This window comes from Paenibacillus sp. FSL R7-0297, assembly GCF_038009025.1.
Classification (GTDB): domain Bacteria; phylum Bacillota; class Bacilli; order Paenibacillales; family Paenibacillaceae; genus Paenibacillus_AQ.
The window spans coordinates 7,389,499-7,412,265 of record NZ_JBBPAQ010000001.1 but is presented as its reverse complement, the minus strand read 5'-3'; the positions used below and the strand labels follow the sequence as shown (position 1 = coordinate 7,412,265).

The following is a 22,767-nucleotide window of genomic DNA, read 5'->3' as shown; positions in this document are numbered from 1 at the left end:
AACTCTACAAGTGCAGTGTATACCGTCCTGCCTTGCTCACCTTACGGACAGCCTCTAGCTCAAGCGCAGAGAGCGGCGGTGAGGCAGCGGATGCAATATTCTGCCGCAGCTGCGCAAGGCTGCTCGCTCCGGGAATAATAGCGGCAACGGCCGGCTCGGCCAGCGGATACTGCAGCGCTGTCTGTGTCAAGGTACGGGTGAGGGTAGTCTGCTGCATCAGCTGGCCGTGCAGCTCTGACAGCTCCGCGGCAGTATAGTCCAGATATGCCCGCTTCGCCTTGCTGCGGCCATGTTCTGTCAGGATGCCGCTGGCCAGCGGTCCCCGCGCAATCAGGCTGATGCCCTCCCGGGCCAGCAGCGGAAGGATACTCTCCTCCGGGCGTCTGTCGAGAATGCTGTACTGGCTCATCACGCTGACAATTCCTGAGCGCTGCACATATTCCCGGATGACATTCGGCCGGATGGAGGAAATCCCGTAATAGCGGATGACCCCTTCCTGCTTCAGCTCCTCAAAGGCTTCGATCGTCTCGTCAATCTCATCCTCCAGTGTTCCCCCATGCAGCTGATACAGATCGATATAATCGGTCTGCAGCCTGCGCAGACTTTCTTTCACCGCCGAGCGGATATAGGCTTTGGAAGCATCCCAGCTCCAGCCCTCTTGACCGGGAATTCTGCGGTTGCCCACTTTGGTGGCCAGAATTACATCTGCACGGCGGTGCCGGATCGCCTGGCCGACGATTTCCTCATTGCGGCCTTCATCGTAGAGATCGGCGGTATCCAGGAAATTGATTCCGTGATCAAGCGCCTCGTGAATAATAGCAGCAGCCTTCGCCTCATCCGTCCCTAGCGACATACAGCCGAGGCCCATGGCGCTTACATATAAATCAGATTGTCCCAAACGGTTAGTGTTCATCTGACCTGACGTCCTTTCGTTACTGTAATTGTGTCTATTATATCATCGGGATCAAGTGGAAACGGCTACACCGTCCTTCAAAGGACGGTATCCGTTTCAGCGAGAAAGATAAGGAACATTTATTGCGTGAAGCATATACATTCTTATCTGTGCGCAAAAACGGCAATCCTGCCGCCGCTGACTGTCAGCCGGGCGTGTAGGATTGCCGTCATAAGTATGAATAGAAGTTGTCTTACAGTCTTCCAGTCGCTTGGGTTATCCGCGTAAAATGTTCTCAATCTGCTCCAGCTCTTCTGCACTCAGCTCAGGCGCATTCAGGGAAGCTACAGCATCTTCGATCTGGCTGACTTTGCTCGCGCCGATCAGGGCGGAGGTCACTTTGCCGCCGCGGAGTACCCAGGATAAGGCGAGCTGGGACATCTTCTGTCCGCGGGCTGCGGCAATATCGTTCAGCTTGCTTACCTTGGCGATCACCTCGGCCGTGATTTCCTTCTCGGAGAGGAACACGCTTGGTCCGGCTGCGCGGGAATCCGCGGTAATGCCTTTCAGGTAACGGTCGGTCAGGATACCCTTTTGCAGCGGAGAGAAGGCGATAGTGCCGATGCCTTCTTCAGCCAGCACATCCTGCAGCCCGTCTTCGATCCAGCGTGACATCATCGAATAGTTCGGCTGATGAATCAGGCAGGGAGTGCCGAGACGGCGGAGAATCTGCGCGGCTTCACGCGCCTCTTCAGGCTTGTAGTTCGAAATACCGACATACAGCGCTTTGCCCTGGCGTACTAACAGATCCAGTGCAGACATGGTTTCTTCGAGCGGCGTATTCGGATCTGGACGGTGGTGATAGTAGATATCCACATAATCCAGGCCGAGCCGCTTCAGGCTCTGATCGAGACTGGACACGAGATACTTCTTGGAGCCCCATTCGCCGTACGGGCCGGGCCACATATAGTAGCCGGCTTTGCTGGAGATGATCAGCTCATCGCGGTACGCGGCGAGATCCTTCTTCAGAATCTGCCCGAAGCTCTCTTCGGCGGTGCCTGCGGGCGGACCGTAGTTATTGGCGAGATCGAAGTGGGTAATCCCCAGGTCGAAAGCGCGGCGGACCATGGCCCGGCCGTTCTCGAACACATCGTTGCCGCCGAAATTATGCCAGAGTCCAAGCGAAATCGCCGGGAGCAGCAGGCCGCTGCGGCCGGTGCGGTTATATTTCATAGTGTCATAGCGTTCAGGACTAGCGGTATACATATTATTCCTCCTGTAATTTGTTGGTTAGTGTGTTCTGTGATTAATGTGTACAAACTGGCGCTCCCTATCCGGGGAATGTTAGCGTTTGCTTCTCAGGGCAGGGCACGTCCTTATTGTAGCGAATCCGTGGGGATAATCGTATGTCAGCATGGATGAAGTTTATAGAACAATGTCAGTATCCGTGTGGCGGATGCGGTATTCTTTGGGGGGGCAGCCTTTAACCTTTTTGAACATACGGGAAAAGAGCAGTGCATCCTGATACCCGACCGAATGCGAGATCTCGCCGATGGTGCAGCTGGTCTCGGTCAGCAATTCGCAGGCCTTGGCAATCCGGAAATTAAGCAGATACTGCTGCGGCGGCAGACCGATCGTCCGTTTGAACAGCGTGGACAGATACTTGCGGTCCAGCTTCAAGGAAGCGGACATGCTCTCCACGGTGACATTCTCACAGTAATGGGCATGCAGGTAGTGGAGGCATTGCTCGACATAGACACTCTTTTGACGCGGAATCACCAGGTTGGCAGTGGCCGGAACCGTGCGCAGCAGCAGGGAGAAGAACTCATAGAGGATTACCTTGAGCGGCAGATCCAGCATATCCTGGCAATCAGCGGCTTCAGACAGCTTCTCGAATAGAGACGGCATGAGCTCTTGATCCATCGAGAACACCGGCTGCTCCGGCGACAGCGACGTCCGCGACAGCAGATATCCGGCTTCTTCTCCGGTAAAAGCAATCCATGAGTAGGTCCAGGGACTGTCCGGGTCTGCGGCATAATGCGTCACAACATGGGGATAGGTGAGGAAGGCTTGTCCTGCCCCCAGCGTGTGGCTCGCTTCCCCGACAACGACTTTGCCGGTGCCTTCGTGAATGAAGTGGATTTTGTACAAATCACGGACCCCGGGTCCGACGGAATGGCCGGGTGCGCATTGCTCCTGTCCCCAATAATGGAGATGGAGATCGGGACTGGTGCGGTGTGGACGATGGGAATTATATTTGAATATGGCCATGCTTCAGCCTCTTTCCTGTATAGGGAGTGTTCTTTGCCTAAAAAGCGTATATTCCCCATTATACATCAGTTTCACCAAGGCTGATCAACCGCAAAATAACCCCATAAAGTGAGGCTCTGGCTTCGATGAATTGCTCAGGTACTTTACGGTGACCCCAAGGCAGATACACCGCAAAAAGTCCCGGCTCCGCTGAAAGGGAGGGGGACCTTACGTACATATTTCATAACACAGATGCCGGAGTTTCGGCAGGGTCAGGCTTCCATTTTGAGCATAACGAGCTCTTCCACGGGTACCCCGTTCACCAGATGCTCCTCCACAATGCGCGCCACATCATCGGTGGTTACATTGTAGTACCAGATTCCGTCAGGATACACGATGACAAAAGGGCCGTTGCCGCATAGGCCGAGGCAGCTGGTTTTGTTGATTTTGACCGTTTTGTTAATCCCGTGTTCCACCATCTGCTCTTTGAATTCCTGCATGACCTCTTCGACATCCTGGTTATTGCAGTGTTCGCTGCAGCAGAAAAGTAAATGCTTCTTGAGCACCTTCAAACGCATATTCATCGCGGTTCCCCCTAAATGATATCTGAGTGGCTGACCTGTCTTATGAGGAGTATAGTCTCTTTTGGCGGTGCTGTAATGTGGTTGAGCCCATTGTTCTAAAAGGCTTAATAAATGCCATGAGGAGGATAACTGGATGTGATCTATGCTGACTCCGAAACGGGAAATATGAGTAAAATGTGTCCGGGATGCAGGAGAAAATGCGCTTGGGAATTATTTCCCGGATTATTTCCTGTTTCATAAATAATTTTGAGGTTACGTTTACAGTTTTATAAAATATCAGTTTCGCGGATGCCTGTTTGGTTAAGTAAGGGATGTGAAAGTTAAAGTGAGACCAATCCTTATTCACAAAATAAGCTACCAGGAGGGAATCGTTATGAATAAGAAAATTGTAGGTGTATTCTATACCGAGCATGAAGCTTCACGGGCCATTGAAGACTTGAAAAGTCACGGGTTTCTGACAGAGGATATCTCAGTGATAGCGAGAAATAAACGGGATGTTGAAGCGATCAGTGATGAGACAGGAACCAAGGCGCCTGAGGGCATGGCATCGGGTGCAGCGACAGGCGGTATACTCGGCGGTGTCACCGGGCTGCTGGCAGGCATCGGCGCGCTGGCGATACCGGGGATCGGGCCTATTATTGCTGCGGGACCAATTGCCGCGACATTGACGGGAGCCGCCGTAGGTGCAGGAACAGGCGGGCTTGTGGGCGGTCTGATCGGGCTGGGTATTCCGGAGGATGAAGCGGAGAGTTACGACAATTATGTGGATGAAGGGCGCATTCTGGTTATGGTTGATACAGATAACACGCGGGAAAGTGATGCATACTCGATATTCCGCAACCATAATTCAGCGAACGCAGACCGTTATATGGATGATCCTAATACAACCGGCGATGCTGCGGATACCGCACGTCATTCGGTAACAGATACCGTGGATGCCGCGTTCAACGGCTCGGGTCTTGAAGGCAGGGATGATACAGGGCTGGATACGATGAATTCGGCAACGGAGCATGATCTCCCGGGGACAAGAGCACTGGATGATGTGAACCGGCCGGGAATGACGGGAGATGTATATTCCGGTACAGCGAATGGCATAGACGGGACGCTGGATCATACACGAACTGGCGGGGCCAATGATCTGGATGAAGACCGCAAGCAACAGCTGGATGTATCCAAGAACAAGGTGCGGACAGGTGAGGTCAACGTACACAAGGAGATCATTGAAGAGCAGAAAATGATCAATCTCCCGGTGAGCGAGGAGCGGGTGGAGGTCCGCAAGAATACGGTCGATACCGGTGAAGTCGGAATTCACAAACGTGAGGTTCAGGGAACCGAGCAGGTACAGGATACGGTCAGACGCGAGGAAGCGCGGGTCAACAAGAGCGGTGAGGTGGACGGCAGTGACGAGCTGCTGAGAGACCACAGCCGCAGCCGGTAAGAATCAGGGACGTTATGACGTGCTGACAGGCTAGATGACGGAATTTGTCATTAAAGCTAAAGCTAATGGGAACGGCTTTGCCGTCACTTTAAGCATGGAATTGTGTCAGCGAGATAATAAAAGGGTTTCCGTGAAGTCCAGCCGGACTTCACGGAAACCCTTTTGTATATCCAGATCCTACATAAAGGCCGCATTGGCTCTGGCCGGAATGACCTCCGGGATGTCCTTGCCCGGCAGGAAATGAATGCTGCGGATGTAGCGGATCGTGCGGCTCTGCGCCCGCATGATCACCGAATGGGTCTCGGCGCGTTCCTTGCCGATGAAGCGGACGCCGCTGAGGAACTCGCCGGAGGTTACCCCGGTGGCGGCGAAGATGACATCGCCGGTGCCGACCATATCCTCCATGGACAGCACCCGTGCCGGATTGTCCAGGCCCATCTGCAGGCAGCGCTGCATCTCGAAGGGGCCTTCGGGCAGCAGCCTGCCCTGAAGCTCGCCGCCCAGGCAGCGCAGTGCGGCGGCGGCGAGGACACCTTCCGGTGCTCCCCCGGAGCCCATGTACAGATCTACATCGCTGTCCGGCAGCGCAGCGGCTATTGCCCCGGCGACATCGCCGTGATTGATCAGCTTGATGCGCACGCCTGCTTCACGCAGGATGCTGATTAAGCCTTCATGCCGCTTGCGGTCCAGCACCATCACCGTCAGCTCGGAGAGCGCTTTGCCGGTGATCATGCCGGCTTTGCGCAGCGTTACTTCGGCCGGTTCGTCCAGGCTTAGCTTACCGGCCAGCTCCGGTCCGCAGGCCAGCTTCTCCATATAGATATCCGGCGCATGCAGCAGGCTGCCCTTGTCAGCAATTGCAATCACCGACTGTGCATTATGCAGTCCGCAGGCGACGACCTCGGTCCCTTCCAGCGGATCTACCGCTACATCGACTGAAGGGCCGCTCTGGTTACCGACACGTTCTCCGATATAGAGCATCGGCGCCTCATCCATCTCGCCTTCGCCGATCACCACGGTTCCGTCAATGGAGACAGAATCGAACATGGAACGGATTGCGGTTGTGGCAGCATCATCTGCCGCATTCTTGTCGCCCCGGCCAATCCAGCGTGCTGAGGATAAAGCACCCAATTCAGTGACCCGTACAATTTCCAGTGCCAATTCGCGTTCCATAATGATTCCCTCCAGTGTAGTTAGAATAGTTAGATTAGATATATCCCATGATAATGCCGGCGGTTTCTTCAATCGCCTTATCCGTAATATCAATAACCGGGCAGCCCAGCTTGGCGAACAGTGTTGCCGCATATTCCATCTCTTCTGTAATGCGTTCGAGGCTGGCATATTGCGAGCCGGTAGGCAAACCCAGCATCTTCAGCCGCTCAGAGCGGATCTTCAGCATGTACTCCGGCTTCATGGTCAGTCCGATGATCCGGTTGGGCGGCAGGCTCAGCAGCTGCTGCGGCGGACCGACCTCCGGGACAACCGGATAATTCACCACCTTCTTACCGCGGTGAGCCAGAAAGATGCTGAGCGGTGTCTTCGAGGTGCGGGACATGCCGAGCAGAACAATATCTGCCTTAAGCATGGCCCCGAGATCACGTCCGTCATCACAGGCGACGGTGAATTCAATCGCCTCGATCCGGCTGAAATATTCCTCATCCAGCTGATGGAGCAGTCCGGGCCTGGCCTCCGGAGCATCATCGAAGGTATCGATGAAGGCCTGCATCATCGGGCCCATAATATCCACAATCCGCAGATCGAGGCGGACCGCCTCCTCGCGGATCATCTCCCGCAGCTCCGGCTGGACCAGGGTATAAGCTACGAAACCCTGAAGCTGGGCGGTCTCTTCCATTAATTTGCGCAGTTCATCTTCATGTCTGACATTGCCGTATCTTCTGATCGTGACACGCTGATTCTGAAATTGGTGAATGACGGCCTGCACGACAGCTTCCGCCGTATCTCCAATAGAATCCGAGCATATCGTAATGTAATGGGTGGATGGCTCCATGCTCTATCGATTCCTCCATTATCCTTTGGCTTCAAGCTCGAGGAGAAGCTTCACGATGGAAGTCTTCGTGAGCCGCCCTACTACGTCCAGACCTGGGCCGGACCCTTCCCCGCTGCGGGGAACAACTACCGGCAGACTGTCTACCTCGTGGTATATCATGCGCTGCGCGGCGTCAAGCACCGTGTCATCAGGCGAAACAGTTACTACCTTGGGCTGGCGGGTCATGACCATGCTCACAGGCATGGTTACCGCTCCGGGATTACCGAGCGTGACCTTCAGGAAGTCCTTGCGCGAGGCGACACCGGTCAGCTTGCCGTCGCTATCACAAATGATCAGCGTACCGACATCCTGAAGAAACAGTGTAACTACAGCGTCCTGAATCGTTGTATTCTCGCGGATAATGACCGGGATGCTCTGGATATCGCTAACCTTGGTATCCTGCAGCAGCCCCCGGCTGTTATGGCGCGCTGCGGCTTTGGTACCGGGGAAATAACCGACCTTCGGCTTCGCATCGACATATTCGAGCATAACCAGGATGGACAAGTCCCCCCGGATGGTCGGCCGGCTCAGGCCCAGGCTTTCCGCGATTTGGTCTCCGGTAATCGGCGCTCTTTTTTTCACAATCTCAATAATTTGCAATTGCCGGGTTGTCAGTTCGATCACAGTTTTCCTCCACTTTCCGGTTTACGTTATAGATACAGGCACTCCCTTGGCAGAAAAGGAGCACCGTGCGCCGATTCCCCCTCTTCATTCAGACGTCCTGTTTGAAAATAAATCCTCTAACTTGGTTATATAATACGCAATAATGATCATGAATGCAATATATAATACGTCATATATAATGATTTTATGAAAAAATAGGTAGCATAATCAGAATTTCGTTAAGGAGAAGCAATAATATTCTAATATATGGTATTTATTTAATGCTCTTTCCTCACATGTATGGTAAGGTTTGATCAGGCAAGGAGGTGTATTCATTTGAGGAAATCATGCTTCGTTCTCATATGCGGGATAGTCATCCTAACGTTGTTATCTGCCGGATGCAGCAAGGACACCCCGAAGTACGCAGAATTGTTCACACAGGTGGAAGGGCACAGGGCTGTGTTCAACCAGCCGCTCGAAGACGGGCTTGCCGTTCTGGAAGTTACGGATGCTGTTGGGGAATTTGATCCGAATTTGGGTACAATCATGCAGGATGAGATCCTGACCGTCAATCCAATGGAGTTCATCCAGCAGATTACGGCAGATGTTACAACGGGTACAATCATTGGGTACCGGATAGGGACGGTCTTTCCCAGATCGGACAGCGGTTATGAGGATGCAAGAGAGCTGGTGCGTGCTTTTCTGGACCAATACAAACCTGCGGACGCTGAAGAGACTGACAAAGTCGAGCAATCCGTTCAATCTATTGACCGGATGGCCCTTCCGCTTAAGCCGCTGACAGGCTCAATCGAAGAATCCTGGACATACGGCGAGGGTGAGAACAAGCTATTTATCACCTACAGGATATCGAACAGTAACCAGAGTGATGAAGAACTGCCGCTGAATTTGTATTTCAGCACTGTGGAGCAGCATTAAGGTTCATGGTGCTTGAGCCATATTTGAGCCATATATAAAGACAACAGAACAGCCCGGAGCCCTTTGATCAGGGTCCAGGCTGTTTTTGTTTGGCACGGGCAGAGCTACTCCTGCGGCAGAGCTTCAATACTTGTTTTATGTAGTACGGGTATTGCCGGTTTTTGTTTGAAAATCAGCTGCTTCAGCGCGCCTGCGTTCACAAGAATGGTGCCTGCGATAATGGTGAATACACCAAGCAGCGTTACCCAGGTTACCGCCTCGTTATAGAACAGAAAGCCCACCCCGACGGCAATCGGCGGAGAGATATACAGCCAGGTTGACGGAAAGACGGGATTCGTCTTGGAGACGAGCCAGTAGAACAGGGTATGACCAACCATGGAGCCGACAACGGTCAGGTAGAGCAGGGAGCCTGCGGTTTTGAACGATAGCAGGAAGGAGGGATGCAGCGGCTCGGTAATCAGCGATATGATGAACAATAACGCTCCGCCGTACATCATCTGGGCCGCATTCAGTGCCACAGGTGATACTCCGGAGAAGGTAGTGGTTACTTTTTTGGAGTAGATCGCACCTGCCGCATAGCAGATTTCTCCGATCAGGACGACAACACAGCCGATCAGCCAGAGCGGAGTGACATCAGCCGCAAGGCTGGGCAGCACAAGCAGCAGTACGCCGGTGAAGCCGATGATACAGCCGAACAGCGAGTAGCCAGGAGCCTTTTGCCGGAGAAAAGCCATCTGCATCAGCAGAATCATCATCGGCCCGGTTGCCGATAATACGGCCGCAAGTCCGGAGGATACATATTGCTCGGCCCAGTAAAGTGCGGCGAAGGTGCCGAAGGTCAGCGTTGCTCCGGTGAACAGCATTTCCTTGCGCAGTAGCAGCGAGAAGCTGGCTTTGCCTTTCACTACCATGAACAGGAACAGCACCGCCCCTGCCGTGAAAAAACGAAGTCCCGCAGAGAAGAACGGCGGCGCTCCGGCGTCTACGCCGATTTTGATCGCGAGAAAGGTTGTGCCGAAGATCAGACAGACCAGTGAATAAGCTAACATAATCATGTTTCCGTGCCCCTTTGTGGTGGTAATGTGGCAATCTCTTGAAGTATTCTGTTAATCATATCCTCATAGGCGCAGAACAGATTGCGGAACACAGAACAGTTGCCGGGCGGAATGCTGTACAATAGGGCAAAGAGCAGTTGGCGAAAGTGTGCGCAGGAGTGAGCGGCGAGCGGTGAGCTGTGGGCAGCGGGGCGGCTGTGAGTATATTGTGGAGAGGGCGGGGGTATATGAAGAAGTCAGTGGGAGCAGAGCAAAGTAATCCCTTGTTCCGCCAAGTCTATGAGTTCATGGCGAATCGGATCGGGCGCGGGGAGTGGAAGCCCCATGACAAGCTGCCGTCGATCCGGCTGCTGGCGGATGAGCTGGGTGTCCACCGGCTGACGGTATTTAAGGCTTACCGGGCACTTACGGAGAACGGTATGCTGTATGTCAAAGACAAATCCGGTTATTATGTATCGCCGGGCAGCCGGCTGGCCAATTCGGTGGAGGAGGGGGCAGCCGTATTAGGGTATACGGTCAAGAGTCCGATGTCTGATATTCAGCGGAAGCCGGTGACTTACCAGTTCTCTCAAGCGCTGATTGATCCGGGTCTGCTGCCCAACCTGTTCCTGTCCGATTATGTCAAAAAAGTATTCGACCTCTACCCGAAGGTCATGGGTACCTATTCCACCGTGCAGGGGGATGAGGAGCTGCGCGCTACGCTGAGCAGCCATTTCCATGACCGGTACCGGCTGCAGCTGTCGGCCCGCGAGCTGCTGATTACTTCGGGAGCGCAGCAGGCGATCAATCTGATCGCCGGAATCATGCTCGGCCCGATGGATGCCGTGCTGGTGGAGCGTCCGACTTATAGTGTGGCGCTGGATATTTTCCGCCGGGCAGGCGCGCGGCTGGTTCCGGTGGAGATCTCGCCCCAGGGGTATGATCTGGCGGCGGTCGAAGAACTGATGCGCAGGCATAAGCCGCGGATGTTCTATATTAACCCGACGCACCATAATCCGACGGGTTATACGGTGCCGGCTAAGCAGCGCAAGCTGCTCGTTGAGCTGGCGGAGCGCTACCGCTGCCTGCTGGTGGAGGATGATCCGTTCCGTGATATGCACTTTGAGGAGGAACCGCCGGCACCGTTTTTTGCCTATGATACCGAAGGCTGGGTCATCTATATCAGCAGCTTCAGCAAGTACGTGGCCCCCGGGCTGCGGATCTGCGCAGTAGCCTGCCGTTATCCGTTCATGGAGCGGCTGATTGCCGCCAAGTCGCTGGCGGACAACGGGACGCCGCTGCTGAATCAGAAGATATTTCTCCACTACTACACCTCGCCGCGCCTGCAGCAGCATCTCGGCAAGCTGCGGATCGCGCTTCAGGTGCATAAGGAGATTATGGAGGAGGAGCTTGCAGCCACCGGCTGGGAATGGACAGCGCCGCAGGGCGGGCTGAACCTGTGGGTGAAGCTGCCGGACACAGTGTCCGTAGATACGCTGTTTGTACGCTGTATGGAGCAGTCTATCTCCTTCGTTCCCGGTGAAATCTGTGATCCGCTGGGCGAGATGAAGTCCTGGCTGCGCCTCAGCTACTCCTTCGCCAGCGAAGCACTGCTGCGCGAAGGGATGCGGCAGCTGACCGCAATTGCGCGGGAGATCGAGGCGGAGGGTGGACATAGAGAGTGAATTTAGAGAGTAAATACGAAGAGCAGATGCAGAAAGTAGATGCGGGTAAATATTGGGGGTTAGCCTGCAGACATGATGAGCCAGCCGCTATCATATATCCGTCAGGCATAGCTGGTAGCACATGCTCATGATGCAGCCGTTATCACGTAGCTGTCTGGTCGCAGCTTGCTATCACATGCCCATGACGCAGGCGTTATCACGTAGCTGTTATTACGCTGACTGTCCTATTATTCCCGCGTGCCTTTTAGCTGGTATGGGATTTTATGGTTTATAGAGTAACCTTTCTCTGGGAATTTCGTCTGGGGAATAAGGAGAGTGATTATGATGATTGCGATAAAAAGAATCCCGGGCGTCTTGCTCATGATCCTGTGCGTCCTGCTTGTCTCCATGACACTACTGACTGTACGTCCGCAGGTTACCTATGCCTGTTCTTGTGTCATACCAGCTCCGCCGCTGGAGGCTCTGGAAGACAGTGCGGCTGTGTTTGAAGGCACCGTAATATCGGTCACCAAACCATCCGGAATTATGCAATCCAGTGCTGATCCCATGCAGGTTACCTTTCAGGTGGGGGCCCGGTGGAAGGGGGATTTGGGTAATCAAGTGACCGTAAATACGGCGCAGTCCGGAGACAGCTGCGGCTTTGAGTTCGCCGAGGGGGAACGCTATATGGTTTATGCAAGAGGAGCGGAAGCAGATGGAAACCTAGCGAAGGGGGATGAAGAACAGAGTGAGTTGACTACGAGCCTGTGCAGCCGAACTGCCCTGTATGCTGACGCGCAGGAAGATCTGAATGAGCTGGGGCCAGGTACCGGCGGCGGGTCGCCGACAGCTCCGCCAGAGACCGCTGAAGGTGATGCACCTTCAGTACCTGTAGACAACCATTCAGCAACAGCACCCTGGCTGCTATATGTGGGAGCGGGTGCGGGGATGGTGATCTTGATAGCACTAGGGCTAACCTGGCAGCGCCGTCAAAGTAACAAATCACGGAAATAAGCAGCAGCTGATGATCACTGTGTAAGACATAATGAAGCAGGATGAGGCGGAGTAAGAGGAGGCGCGGTAAAGCAACGGTGGAGGATGCCTGGGCAACGCAGCTGGTTTGTTAGAAGAACGGGAGCTTCATATCAATAGAAGGGAGGCTCATGGCTAAACGCTATAAGTCTCCCTTCTATTATGCTCATAGTGCAGGCGAAGCAGGAGAATGTCCGAACTCTAACTTTAGCGCCACGGCTGATAGAGCCGGTTCTCCGTAAGCCAGTCTATCATTTCCTCCACGCATTCCTCTGGGGTACGCTCTGCCGTGTGCAGCCTCAGCTCCGGGTGGTCCGGAGCCTCATAAGGATCGGAGATCCCGGTGAAGGCCGGGATTTCACCGGAGCGGGCCTTGGCGTAAAGCCCTTTGACATCCCGCGCTTCACACACGGGGAGAGGGCAGTCTACATAGACCTCCACGAACCCCGGCAGCTCCCCGCGGGCATAGCTGCGCATGTCGGCATAAGGGCTGATCACCGAGACCACGGTGACGACGCCGTGCCGGTTCAGCAGGCCGGCGATATAGACCGCCCTGCGGATATTCTCGAGCCGGTCCTCGCGGCTGAAGCCAAGGCCCCGGCTCAGTATGCGCCGCAGCTCATCACCGTCAAGCCATTCGACTGCCCGGCCCTGCTCCTGCAGCCGGTCCTTGAGCAGAGCGGCAAGCGTGGACTTGCCCGCCCCGGACAGGCCGGTGAGCCATATCGTTACCCCTGTTTGTGTCTGAGCATGTAGCTGAGCCGTCATTGCTTTGTCCTCCCGTAACTTTTCGCTTCATTGTAGCCACCTTGTAGCCATATTGTAGCCACATTTGCTCTATCCACTGAACGGTACTCTTTCGAAATAGCGGCCTAGGAGATAGAACCAGACTTCTGCTCGAAGCTAAGAACCTCATCCGACAATAACTGTATTAACTACAACTAAAATCACCAGCCATTGTCTTTCCAGTCTAATAGCTGCACTTTCTACAACTAAAAGGACAGACTTTCCCCAAATGAGCGCCTTCGGCCATTTTTAGTTGTACAGCATACACTTATCCGCACACATCCGGTGTTTATCCTTCTTTTAATTGTACGAAATACACACATAGAAGAGAAAGTGTGTTTGGAACTCGCCCGACCTTAGAGGTATCTATCCATCGCCGTATCCATTCTATCGAATCTGCCAACCCAATCTGCCAACCCAAACCCGCTCACCGCTGGATCCCCATTTCCCTCATTTCGTCTGGGATTCTCTCTCCCGCGCCGTAAGGGATCCGCTCCAGCAATCCGGAGCCGTAAATCTGCTCCAGGCCAAGCTCCGGCATATGAATATAGCCGATGTAGCAGTCGCAGACCTTCATCCGGCAGCTGCGCAGCGCAGCGAGTCCTTCGAGACCATCGTGGTAGAGGTTACCGATGACCGCGCGGTCCTTGTAGCAGCGTTTCACGAGACCTGCCCCTTGCACATAGAACACGTTGCTGCCTGCATTGCAGCTTTTGCCCAGACTGTCGTAGTCAACGGCATTGATCCGGAAATAAGGATCTATCCCACTAAGGAAGCCTACATCCTCTGGCGCATAATAATCCGGCTTGTCCTTGTAGGCGTTCACCCACAGATAGACATCCTCCGGCAGGGCGGCACGCAGCGAGGCAATAGCCGGAAAAGCGCCATGAACACCTACACTGCCCACGCTGAATGGAATGCCCTGCCCGTATACAGTCATACACTGCGCCAGGAACCGTTCCTCACTCACCTGCCCGGGATGATAGGTCGCCCAGAAGGCGGATTTGGCCGGATTCAGCTCTGCGGTGAAATCAAGCCGGGCCGACAAATTCGTCTGGATGGCGACTTTGTCCACATGCTCCAGATGGGATAGAGTGATTAGCGCGTCCCGGTACCAGCGGTGTGTCAGTCCTTCCCCGTAGGGATTGAAGAAAATAGACAGCCGGTGGCCTGCCGCTCCCTGCTCCGACACCCAGTGGACGAAGGCCGTAAGATGCTCACGGTCTTTGGCGAGGGTAGCGGCGCTGTCTTTTATTTTGCCGAAGGGGCAGTAAGGGCAGTCATAGTTGCAGGAGGAGAGGGAGCCGCGGTAGTAGAGGACCGCCTTCATGGCAGGATGAACCCCTTCATCTGCTCCCTGATCTCGCCGGAGATGAACCAGTCCCCGATGGAATCGGAGTAGCCGAGCCCATCCGGAGTCAGCCGCAGGATGCCCTCTTCATCCTTGGCGAAGCCGCTCTGTACCAGCAGGCCCAGCTCGGGATGATCTTCCCGGACCGCAGAACCGAATCTCCTGCTGTAATCTGCCACGGTGAGACCTTCGCTATGCAGGATAGCTTTGAGAATGAAGCGCCGTTTCTGTTCTGCAAGGCTCAGTACAATCCCGTAGTCAGCAGTATCATAACGTTCGGCTGCTACATAGTCAGCGATGATGCTCTCTGTAGCTTTGCGGCTGACGCCGTAGCGGGAGGCATAATGTACATTCCGGGTATAGGAACGGGCGCCGCAGCCGAGGCCGACCATGCCTTCCTCCTGGCAGCTGTAATCCAGAAGATCCTTCCCGGTTCCTGCATCCTCCTTGGCGAACCTGCGCATCGAGTACTGGCGGTAGCCATGCTCCGCCAGCAGCCGGCATGCAGCCTGATAGCACTCATGGCGGATATCACTCTGACGCAGCAGATCGCCCGGCTTCACAATCGTATGCTCACGGGTGTAGAGCGGATAGATGAAGATCTCCTCCGGCTCATGCAGCAGCGCCTGATTCAGCGAATACAGCCATGATTCCACCGTTTGCCCCGGAAGTCCGTAGATCAGATCCAGATTGAGGATGGGGAAATCATATTTGCCCAGCAGCTCAAGCGCCCGGTATACCACGTCCGGGTCCTGCGGCCGGTAGATGGCAGCCGACTCGGCGGCCACGAAGCTCTGGATGCCCATGCTGACCCGGTCCACGGCATGCTCCTTCAGAATCGACAGCTTCTCCTCCGTCAGCGTCTCGGGTGAGGTTTCGACGGAGATGGATGTGGCTGAGAGATCCACTCCCATGATATCCGCAGCAATGCCGAACAGCCGGTTCAACTGCGCGGGAGCCAGCAGGCTTGGCGTTCCGCCGCCGATGGCGAAGCGCGCATAAGGTTTGTGACTGGTAAAAGCAGCCCACTGCTTCGCCTGCCGTTCCAGCGCGTCTACGTACTCGGCGTGGACATTCGCTCTTTTATCGGGCAGGGTGAACAGGTTGCAGAAGCCGCAGCGTGCGCCGCAGAAGGGAATATGCATATATAAGAAGAAACTCTCCGCAGGCTCGTCCCGCCACAGTTCCTCTAAAGAAATGGGGGCCGCGAACTCGCGGTAAGCGGTCTTGTGCGGATAGGAATAGAGATAATTGCGGTAAGGATTGGCCGTAATCTGTCCGGTCCATTCCTGAAGCTCCCCGGAGGAGAAGGGAGGTTGCCCGTCATTGCTCTTGTAATAAGTGGATTGCCGGATTGACGTCATACGTTCTCCTTCCTTTTGCGGGATAGTACAGCTATATAAAAAATTCGCGGTAAGGAACATTCCATACCGTTTCATGCGCCAGCCGGTGGCCCTGGTAGCCGTCTTCACCGTAAGCTTCTCCATGATCGGAGAGCGCCAGGCAGAACACAGGGTTACCGCGTTCGCGGAAGGCAGCAAACAGACGCCCCAGTTCACCGTCGGCATAGCGGAGGGCAGCGCGCTGGCTGTCCACAGAATCACGCTTCGCCCCAGGCAGGAACATATGATTCGGGCCGTGGATCGCCGAGACATTAATGAACATAAACAATCGCTGGTCCAGCGCGGTATTGTTCAGTATCTTGAGCGCATGATTTACCTGATGCTCCGTGGAGCGCGGGTTCGTCACCCCGAACGTCATCCGCCAGTAGCTATGCTGGAAGTAACCGGGCAGGACACGGGCGAGGGGAACCTTTTTGCTGAAAAAGATGACGCCCCCGATACACACCGTCTGATATCCCGCCGCCGCCAGCCCGGACACCATATCCGGCGTATCGAACAGCCAGGTATGGGGATGCGTCGCAAGGCCGGTATTCCGGGAATGGAAGAGCCGCACATGCTCAGCCTTATTCGTAGTGGCCGGAGTGGGCAGGAATCCGCCGAAGAAGGCGTGATGGGCCGCATAGGTGAAGCTGCCGGGTGTATGCCGCTTTTCCCAGGAACCGCTGCCGCACAGATTGGGACAATTGGCCTCCTCCAGAACAGCGGCATCATAGCGCAGCGTATCGAGCGTAATCATTAAGATATCGTGGGTGCCGACAACGGCATTCATATCGGTCATAGGGCCAGGTTCCTCCCGGATAGCTGTTTCATTTCCCATTCATAGGTGCTGCAGCCGTGGTATTCCACATCGTACAATAAGTCGCCAAAAGGGTTCACATCCGCCGTATACGTCCGCCCGGTGCTCCCCAAGAGTACATCAATTCCCGCCACGGAGGAACGCGGAAAAGCAGCCAGAGACTGCTCGGCCGTATGCCGTACCTCTGCCTGCATGTCCTCCGTGAGACCGGCTTCGGCCGGGGTCATCCGGCGGCTGCGCAGATGCAGGTTCGTTATCGGTGTGCTGCTTACCCGTGCAACCGAGTGGCAGGCCACACCGGCAACAACCAGCTGGCGGATATCGAACGATTGCCCGCCCGCGCCGGGCTTCGGAATCCACTGCTCGGCATAGGCGCCGTGGCGGTAGAGCCAATTGATGATTCCGGCGAGGAGCGCAGAGTCCGTATAGCGCCGCAGCTTGCCGGAATTATAATACACCGGGGGGCGGGTGATATAGCTCTCGACCCCGATGGTAGTGACCGCCACCTCGGCTCCTGTTGCCGGATGGAGCTGATAGGCAATGACGCCGGATGCGGCTGAGCCGCTGGCCAGCTTGATGAATACGCGGTGCATCCGCTGCGAGAGCATCAGCCCGCGGAGGGAGGCGTAGTCCACGGGTGCTTGTCCGCTGCTGCTCCTGAGCGGCCGGGGAATAGGGACGCCAGCCGCGGCCAGAATCTGCTGCGTCCGGCGTTTATCGGTCATCGCGGCAATCTCGCCGGGATGGTTGGTCCAGCGGGCGGAGGGCAGGAGCTGCGCGGCTTCACGCTGAATCCGGGCCAGCAGCCGGCAGTAGCCGCGGAACCACTGGGACGGATGATGCAGCACGCCGGGCATATCCTTGAGCGCGCCGGCCGTCTTGAAGCTCAGCGGACGGAGGTCCGGCTGGCCGCCGTAAGGATGCAGCGAGTCGTCTGCGTCCGGCGCATCCGGCGCACCGAGCGCGATCAAGGCGCGCTCGGTTTCGAAGCTGCCGCCCGGCGACTCCAGCCGCAGCAGCGGCGGGGCCGTGTCCGGGGCAGGCGCTGCGGGGGCAGATGCGGCCGGCATGGCCAGCCGGCTGATGTCGCGGCCTTGGGCAGCCAGCTCTGTTAGCTCCGGCAATCTGTCCGGTGCCGGTGAATTCACCTTTGCTTGTCCCTGCAATGCATCCAGTACCTGCATTGCATCAACCCGCTGCCCCGCCTGCCCGGACACTCCGCCCAGCGGCTGCTCCCGCACCGGTAGCATGTCCAGCCTATACCCCGTCTGCTCCAGCAAATCAGCCAGCGGCTGGCCCTGCAACAGCCCAGCGTACGGAATCAGGACTGCCGGAGGCATGCCGAGGCGGCTTCGCGCCTGCTGGATGCCTTCCGAGCGCCTGTCGCCGGGATTGCAGAACACAATCAGCGGCTCTACGGGTGGCATCACTCGGTGATCGACGGATAACGCCAGTCATCCTCGTCGTCGCTTTTCTGCTGGTCGCTGACATCGGCAGGCAGTCCGCTGTTCTTCCAGCGCTGAATCATTCCGTCAGACATATAATGATGGCTCAAGTTGAGCAGCTTTAGTCCTTTGATCTTCCCGCTGGCGAGCAGCGCCTCGGCGCCGGTATCGCTAAGGGTTCCGAGTGACAGGTCGAGCGTCTCGAGCTGATCCAGAATAGGTGCATCGGCTAAGGCTGCAGCGATTTCATCCTGGATTTCACTGTTTTTGAGTCCCAGATAGGTAAGCTTGGGGAACTTTCCGGGTTCGATCAGCGGATACAGGTCTTCCAGACCGCCGTCAAAGCCGTAGTTGTCCACGCCTAGATATAATTCCAGCTTTTGCAGATTAGGCAGATTGGCGGCGGCGATATCGGCCAGGACATTTTTACCGAGTCCGCCTGTTATAATAATCAGTTCCTCGAGCTTCTCATGCTGCAGTTGGCTCAGCCGCAAGTCCGTGCCGCCCTGCGCAGTCAATGACTGCAGCTCCGGATAAGCGGGAAGCAGTGGAGAGAGGTCCGTTTGGGTAATCCACGAAATTTCACATTCCTCATACCCCATTTCCCCAATAAAAAGCTTGCGCAACGCAGGGAAACTTGCACTGTGCTTCACCAGCGCCTGGACGGCATCCTCCGAGCTGTTCTCGTAGGCTTGCCCCCAATCCCCAATCGTCAGACTGCTTACTCCAGCGGCTTCGGGGCTTTTGCTCAATTGTTCAATCTCCGTCTCTATCCGCTTACCTTCTTCAAATGCATCGTAATCGATACTGAGCTTCACTGCTGTCATGAACATTCCCTCCCGGAAAATTATGGCTTCCAAATCACCCTAACATTAAGCAGAAGGGGAGTCAAATAGCCAAGACGGAGGGTCACGGGAGGGATCGGCAGCAGCTGGAGCGGTAGGGTAGGAGGGACATTAGAGTAGGATGAGGGAGGCTGGAGAGTAGCTGGAGAGTAGCTGGAGAGCAGATGTAGAGTGGGAGTATAGCAGTAGTAAAGGTGCTTGTTGAGTAGTATGTGGTATAGCAGAGAGTGGCTGGAGAGCGGTTTTAGAGTAGGAGTAGAGCGGTAATAGAGTTGCTTGTAGAGTAGCATGGAGTGTAGTTGAAGAGTACGTGTGGAGTAGGAGTAGAGCAGTAGTAGAGGTGCTTGTAGAGTAGCTGGAGAATAATATGAGATTAGCTGGAGAGTGGCTTGGATGATTTTCGCAAATTTATGGAGTTTTTGATCCAGAGTAATTTTAGGCTTTTGTGTACGCGAAATGAAGTTATGCAGCCTGTATGTAACGCTACTCCTAATTAGCAGCCTTCCCATCGCTGATAATAAGATGAACTGATTCAAATGTTGCACAAATTACAACTTTGAGTAGCGGTACCGGGCCATTAAAGAGAATTATTGTAGAAAATGCAAGAATTTTAACATAAATTCAATGAAAACAAGGGAAATCCTGTATTTTTGAGGCGTCATGGGAGTTTTTACAACAATTTCGATTTTCATCGCTTATCGCGATGGGAATGTTGTATTTCATGCAGGATTTTGAAGAGGAAGGGGAGGAGGGGCAGCAAGCCCCGAAAGTACCGTGAAGCCCCCGAATCACCAGCCCCCCCGATAATGCACCAAGCGGCGTATAATGCATGGCAGTGGAATCGCAGCCTAATGCAGCACCGCCCGCACATTTTCTCCCTGGCATTCCGTCCGGCCCCGACGCTCCACTCCATCGCCTAGCCCGGGCGTCCCGCTTCATCGTCCGGCCCCAACGTCCGCCCCAACATCCCGCTCCCCCCGCCCTAAAGCGGCAGAGAGACGGGCCAGCGGCGTGCCATCATACCCAGCCGAACAGCCGGGCAGCGGCTGCAACCAGGAAGGTTACCGCGATGGCGATGCCGAGCGGAATGACGGCGGAGAGCACCGCCCACTTCATGCTTTTGGTCTCCTTGTAGATGTTCACCAGCGTGGTGCCGCAAGGATAATGCAGCAGGGAGAACAACATCATATTCAGTGCAGTCAGCCAGGTCCAGCCGTGGCTCAGGAAGATATCCTTGATGCTGCCAAGACCTTCAATATCGACCATGGCACCCGAGGACATGTAGCCCATGAGCAGGATGGGCAGCACAATCTCATTGGCCGGGAGCCCCAGGATGAAGGCCATAATAATGAAGCCGTCCATGCCGAGCAGTTGGGCAAAAGGATCAAAGAATGCAGCCATATGGTTAAGCACGCTCTCCCCGCCGACAAACACATTGCCGAGAATCCAGGTGATAATGCCGGCCGGTGCGGCTACGACGATAGCACGGGTCAGCACATTAAGCGATTTCTCTTTGGAGGAGCGGATGATTGTCTTCCAGATCTGCGGGCGGCGGTATGGCGGAAGCTCCAGCGTGTAATGGGTAGGCACACCGCGCAGCGCTGTTCTGGACATGACCCAGGATACACTCAGAGTTACGGTAATGCCGACCAGCACGATGCCCATCAGTACCAGAGCCGTGGAGAAGGTGCGCAGCATTCCGGTTGTAGCGGCTCCGACCATGAACATGGAGGAGAGCAGGATAAGTGTGGGCCAGCGGCCGTTGCAGGGCACGAAGTTGTTGGTCAGAATAGCCAGCATCCGTTCACGGGGCGATTCAATAATGCGGGTCGAGAGAATGGCGGCAGCATTGCAGCCGAAGCCCATCGACATCGTTAAGGCCTGCTTGCCGTGGCCGCCGGATTTCTTGAACAGGCGGTCCATGTTAAAGGCTACCCGGGGCAGATACCCGAAATTCTCCAGCAGCGCAAACACCGGGAAGAAAATCATCATCGGCGGCAGCATGACACTGATGACCCATGAGGTTCCGCGGTACAATCCGAGCACAAGGACGCCATGCAGCCAGGCCGGCGCATGAAGAGCGGTGAATCCTGCAGTCAGATAGCCCTCGATCCAGCTGAAGAGGGAGGCAAGCCAGCTTGAAGGATAGTTGGCCCCGGCAATCGTAATCCAGAATACCAGGCCGAGACCGGCAAGCATGATGGGGAAGCCCCAGAGCTTGGAGGTAACGATATTATCCAGTTTATAGGTGCTGCCAAGCTTCTTCTTATCTTGGTAAGTGACTGCATCGCTGCAGATGGCGGCGGATACGCCGTAGATCCCGCTGACAATCTCATCGCGGATTCCCCCTTGATCAGCCAGCTTCTTAGCGGCCGCGAGCAGAGAATCCACCGGGTCGTGACCGTTAATGGCATGCGGTGATTCCATGGCCGACCACCTCCTCGCTTACGGGAATATCCTTGCGGCCCATGCGGGCTTTGAGTGAAGTAAGCAGGCTGTGATCACCATCCAGCAGCCGGAGGGCAATCCAGCGGGCGGGGTATCTCGAACCGATGGTCTGCTCAACCATAGGAATCAGCTCGGCAATGCCTTGCTCAATGTCGGTGCTGTAGGTGATTTTCAGCGGCTCTGCCTTGAATGCACCCGTGGCCACGCGCTCGATTTGATCAAGCAGCGCTTCAATACCGATTTTGTTACGGGCAGAAATAGCGGTTACGGGAACGCCGAGCCTCTTGGAGATCCGCTTCAGATTGATATCAATTCCAAGCCGGCGGGCTTCATCAATCAGATTGATGCAGACCACGGCACGGCCGGTGATCTCCAGTACCTGCAGGGCAAGGTTAAGATTGCGTTCCAGCGAGGTAGCATCCAGGACCACTAGCGTTACATCCGGCTGTTCAAAAATAATATAGTCCCTCGCAGCCTCTTCATCGGCGGAGTTGGAGTAGAGCGAGTAGGTGCCCGGAAGATCCACAGCCAGGTACGTGTGGTTCTTGTGGTAGAACCCGCCTTCGGCGGTGACTACGGTTTTGCCTGCCCAGTTGCCGGTATGCTGGCGCATGCCGGTCAGCAGATTGAACAGCGTGCTCTTACCCGTGTTGGGATTGCCTGCAAAAGCGACCGTGTACTGGCTCATCCTTCACCGCCTCCCATTAATTGCCCGTAGATTAAAGAGCTCTCTTCCCGGCGCAGGGCAATCGTCGTATTGCTTACCCGGAATGCCGTAGGATCTCCCAGCGGGCTGCGCCGCAGCACTTCTACGCTATTCCCGACGACGAATCCCAGATCAAGCAGTCTTCTCCGCAGCACACCTTGAACTTCAATGCCGCTGATGCGCAGCGTACTGCCGTTCACAGCCTCTGACAATGGAATAACGGCTTCAGCCATAAGATCTCCTTCTTTCGTATGAAATGGAATGAATGAATATATAGCCATAAGTATGGAGTATGCATTTATATAGTGTATTGTGCACGCGGCATAGATTATTGCAGCCTGCCACAATAATAGTATATGTGAATAAATTTGTCCTTGCAACAAGAATGTTTCCCTAGGGAAAGAAAAAATAATCCCTGCTATAAAAGCGGCACAGGCCTCTTTATAGCAGGGATACGGAAGAGTAATAAATTAGAAGCGTCTATTCTGTGGTGACGATTGTTTGAAC

At 55.1% G+C, this 22,767-nt stretch carries 21 protein-coding genes; 4 read left to right on the top strand and 17 right to left on the bottom strand.

All coding sequences use genetic code 11. The features are described 5' to 3' along the window. Positions 1–4: 4 nt before the first annotated feature. The 4 genes from MKZ24_RS32165 to MKZ24_RS32150 form a co-directional block, all read right to left on the bottom strand. Positions 5–913 (bottom strand): aldo/keto reductase, encoded by a 909-nt coding sequence (locus tag MKZ24_RS32165; RefSeq protein ID WP_340789890.1) that lies wholly within the window; start codon positions 911–913, stop codon positions 5–7. A gap of 255 nt (positions 914–1,168) precedes the next feature. After that, positions 1,169–2,158 carry an aldo/keto reductase gene (locus MKZ24_RS32160; RefSeq protein WP_042233006.1) on the bottom strand — a complete coding sequence of 330 codons (990 nt, stop codon included), beginning with the start codon at positions 2,156–2,158 and terminating at the stop codon, positions 1,169–1,171. A 159-nt stretch (positions 2,159–2,317) separates the two neighbouring features. Further along, entirely contained in the window at positions 2,318–3,163 is an 846-nt protein-coding gene (locus MKZ24_RS32155) for an AraC family transcriptional regulator (protein ID WP_340789887.1), read from the bottom strand. Between the two features lie 251 nt (positions 3,164–3,414). After that, entirely contained in the window at positions 3,415–3,726 is a 312-nt protein-coding gene (locus tag MKZ24_RS32150; protein ID WP_042134087.1) for a (2Fe-2S) ferredoxin domain-containing protein, read from the bottom strand. 373 nt (positions 3,727–4,099) lie between these two features. On the opposite strand from MKZ24_RS32150, the gene MKZ24_RS33205 reads away from it, so the two are divergent. Continuing rightward, positions 4,100–5,164: a YsnF/AvaK domain-containing protein gene (locus MKZ24_RS33205; protein ID WP_445324183.1), complete on the top strand. Its 1,065-nt coding sequence runs from the start codon at positions 4,100–4,102 to the stop codon at positions 5,162–5,164. Positions 5,165–5,341: 177 nt separating this feature from the next. On the opposite strand, the gene glpX is transcribed toward MKZ24_RS33205, so the two are convergent. Genes glpX through MKZ24_RS32125 form a run of 3 tightly spaced genes read right to left on the bottom strand, consistent with a single transcriptional unit; the run spans position 5,342 to position 7,835 of the window. Further along, on the bottom strand, positions 5,342–6,337 hold the full coding sequence (glpX, locus tag MKZ24_RS32135; protein WP_042233012.1) for a class II fructose-bisphosphatase: 996 nt from the start codon (positions 6,335–6,337) through the stop codon (positions 5,342–5,344). Between the two features lie 34 nt (positions 6,338–6,371). Next, entirely contained in the window at positions 6,372–7,172 is an 801-nt protein-coding gene (locus MKZ24_RS32130) for a pyruvate, water dikinase regulatory protein (protein WP_039302045.1), read from the bottom strand. 18 nt (positions 7,173–7,190) lie between these two features. Beyond that, positions 7,191–7,835 carry a helix-turn-helix transcriptional regulator gene (locus tag MKZ24_RS32125; RefSeq protein ID WP_340789882.1) on the bottom strand — a complete coding sequence of 215 codons (645 nt, stop codon included), beginning with the start codon at positions 7,833–7,835 and terminating at the stop codon, positions 7,191–7,193. Positions 7,836–8,150: 315 nt separating this feature from the next. Here MKZ24_RS32125 and MKZ24_RS32120 point away from each other — a divergent pair, with 315 nt between their 5' ends. Beyond that, positions 8,151–8,750: a hypothetical protein gene (locus tag MKZ24_RS32120; protein WP_340789881.1), complete on the top strand. Its 600-nt coding sequence runs from the start codon at positions 8,151–8,153 to the stop codon at positions 8,748–8,750. Positions 8,751–8,854: 104 nt separating this feature from the next. Here MKZ24_RS32120 and MKZ24_RS32115 read toward each other — a convergent pair whose 3' ends face one another. Then, positions 8,855–9,805 carry a DMT family transporter gene (locus tag MKZ24_RS32115; RefSeq protein WP_340789879.1) on the bottom strand — a complete coding sequence of 317 codons (951 nt, stop codon included), beginning with the start codon at positions 9,803–9,805 and terminating at the stop codon, positions 8,855–8,857. Between the two features lie 227 nt (positions 9,806–10,032). On the opposite strand from MKZ24_RS32115, the gene MKZ24_RS32110 reads away from it, so the two are divergent. Both MKZ24_RS32110 and MKZ24_RS32105 read left to right on the top strand, forming a co-directional pair. After that, positions 10,033–11,469 carry an aminotransferase-like domain-containing protein gene (locus MKZ24_RS32110; protein ID WP_042233019.1) on the top strand — a complete coding sequence of 479 codons (1,437 nt, stop codon included), beginning with the start codon at positions 10,033–10,035 and terminating at the stop codon, positions 11,467–11,469. A gap of 321 nt (positions 11,470–11,790) precedes the next feature. After that, positions 11,791–12,462, top strand: a complete 672-nt coding sequence (locus MKZ24_RS32105) for a hypothetical protein (protein WP_052416006.1) — start codon at positions 11,791–11,793, stop codon at positions 12,460–12,462. 225 nt (positions 12,463–12,687) lie between these two features. Here the strand turns inward: MKZ24_RS32105 and cysC are convergent, their stop codons facing one another. The 9 genes from cysC to MKZ24_RS32060 all read right to left on the bottom strand — a co-directional run bounded on the left by cysC (position 12,688) and on the right by MKZ24_RS32060 (position 22,493). Next, positions 12,688–13,248: an adenylyl-sulfate kinase gene (cysC, locus tag MKZ24_RS32100; protein WP_042233021.1), complete on the bottom strand. Its 561-nt coding sequence runs from the start codon at positions 13,246–13,248 to the stop codon at positions 12,688–12,690. Between the two features lie 445 nt (positions 13,249–13,693). After that, positions 13,694–14,596, bottom strand: coding sequence for an STM4011 family radical SAM protein (locus tag MKZ24_RS32095; RefSeq protein WP_042233022.1), 903 nt, complete (start codon positions 14,594–14,596; stop codon positions 13,694–13,696). Continuing rightward, complete coding sequence (locus MKZ24_RS32090) at positions 14,593–15,981, bottom strand: STM4012 family radical SAM protein (protein WP_340789875.1); 1,389 nt, start codon at positions 15,979–15,981, stop codon at positions 14,593–14,595. The genes MKZ24_RS32095 and MKZ24_RS32090 overlap by 4 nt, the downstream gene beginning before the upstream one ends. Before the next feature lie 31 nt (positions 15,982–16,012). Further along, positions 16,013–16,798 (bottom strand): STM4013/SEN3800 family hydrolase, encoded by a 786-nt coding sequence (locus tag MKZ24_RS32085; protein WP_340789873.1) that lies wholly within the window; start codon positions 16,796–16,798, stop codon positions 16,013–16,015. Next, positions 16,795–18,243 (bottom strand): STM4014 family protein, encoded by a 1,449-nt coding sequence (locus MKZ24_RS32080; protein ID WP_042233028.1) that lies wholly within the window; start codon positions 18,241–18,243, stop codon positions 16,795–16,797. Before MKZ24_RS32080 ends, MKZ24_RS32085 begins: the two co-directional genes overlap by 4 nt. Then, on the bottom strand, positions 18,243–19,088 hold the full coding sequence (locus MKZ24_RS32075) for an STM4015 family protein (RefSeq protein WP_042233030.1): 846 nt from the start codon (positions 19,086–19,088) through the stop codon (positions 18,243–18,245). Before MKZ24_RS32075 ends, MKZ24_RS32080 begins: the two co-directional genes overlap by 1 nt. Positions 19,089–20,123: 1,035 nt before the next feature. Next, positions 20,124–21,533 carry a nucleoside recognition domain-containing protein gene (locus MKZ24_RS32070; RefSeq protein ID WP_042233031.1) on the bottom strand — a complete coding sequence of 470 codons (1,410 nt, stop codon included), beginning with the start codon at positions 21,531–21,533 and terminating at the stop codon, positions 20,124–20,126. Then, positions 21,511–22,242 carry a FeoB small GTPase domain-containing protein gene (locus tag MKZ24_RS32065; protein WP_042233034.1) on the bottom strand — a complete coding sequence of 244 codons (732 nt, stop codon included), beginning with the start codon at positions 22,240–22,242 and terminating at the stop codon, positions 21,511–21,513. Before MKZ24_RS32065 ends, MKZ24_RS32070 begins: the two co-directional genes overlap by 23 nt. Then, positions 22,239–22,493 (bottom strand): FeoA family protein, encoded by a 255-nt coding sequence (locus MKZ24_RS32060; protein WP_042233036.1) that lies wholly within the window; start codon positions 22,491–22,493, stop codon positions 22,239–22,241. The genes MKZ24_RS32065 and MKZ24_RS32060 overlap by 4 nt, the downstream gene beginning before the upstream one ends. Between the last annotated feature and the right edge of the window lie 274 nt (positions 22,494–22,767).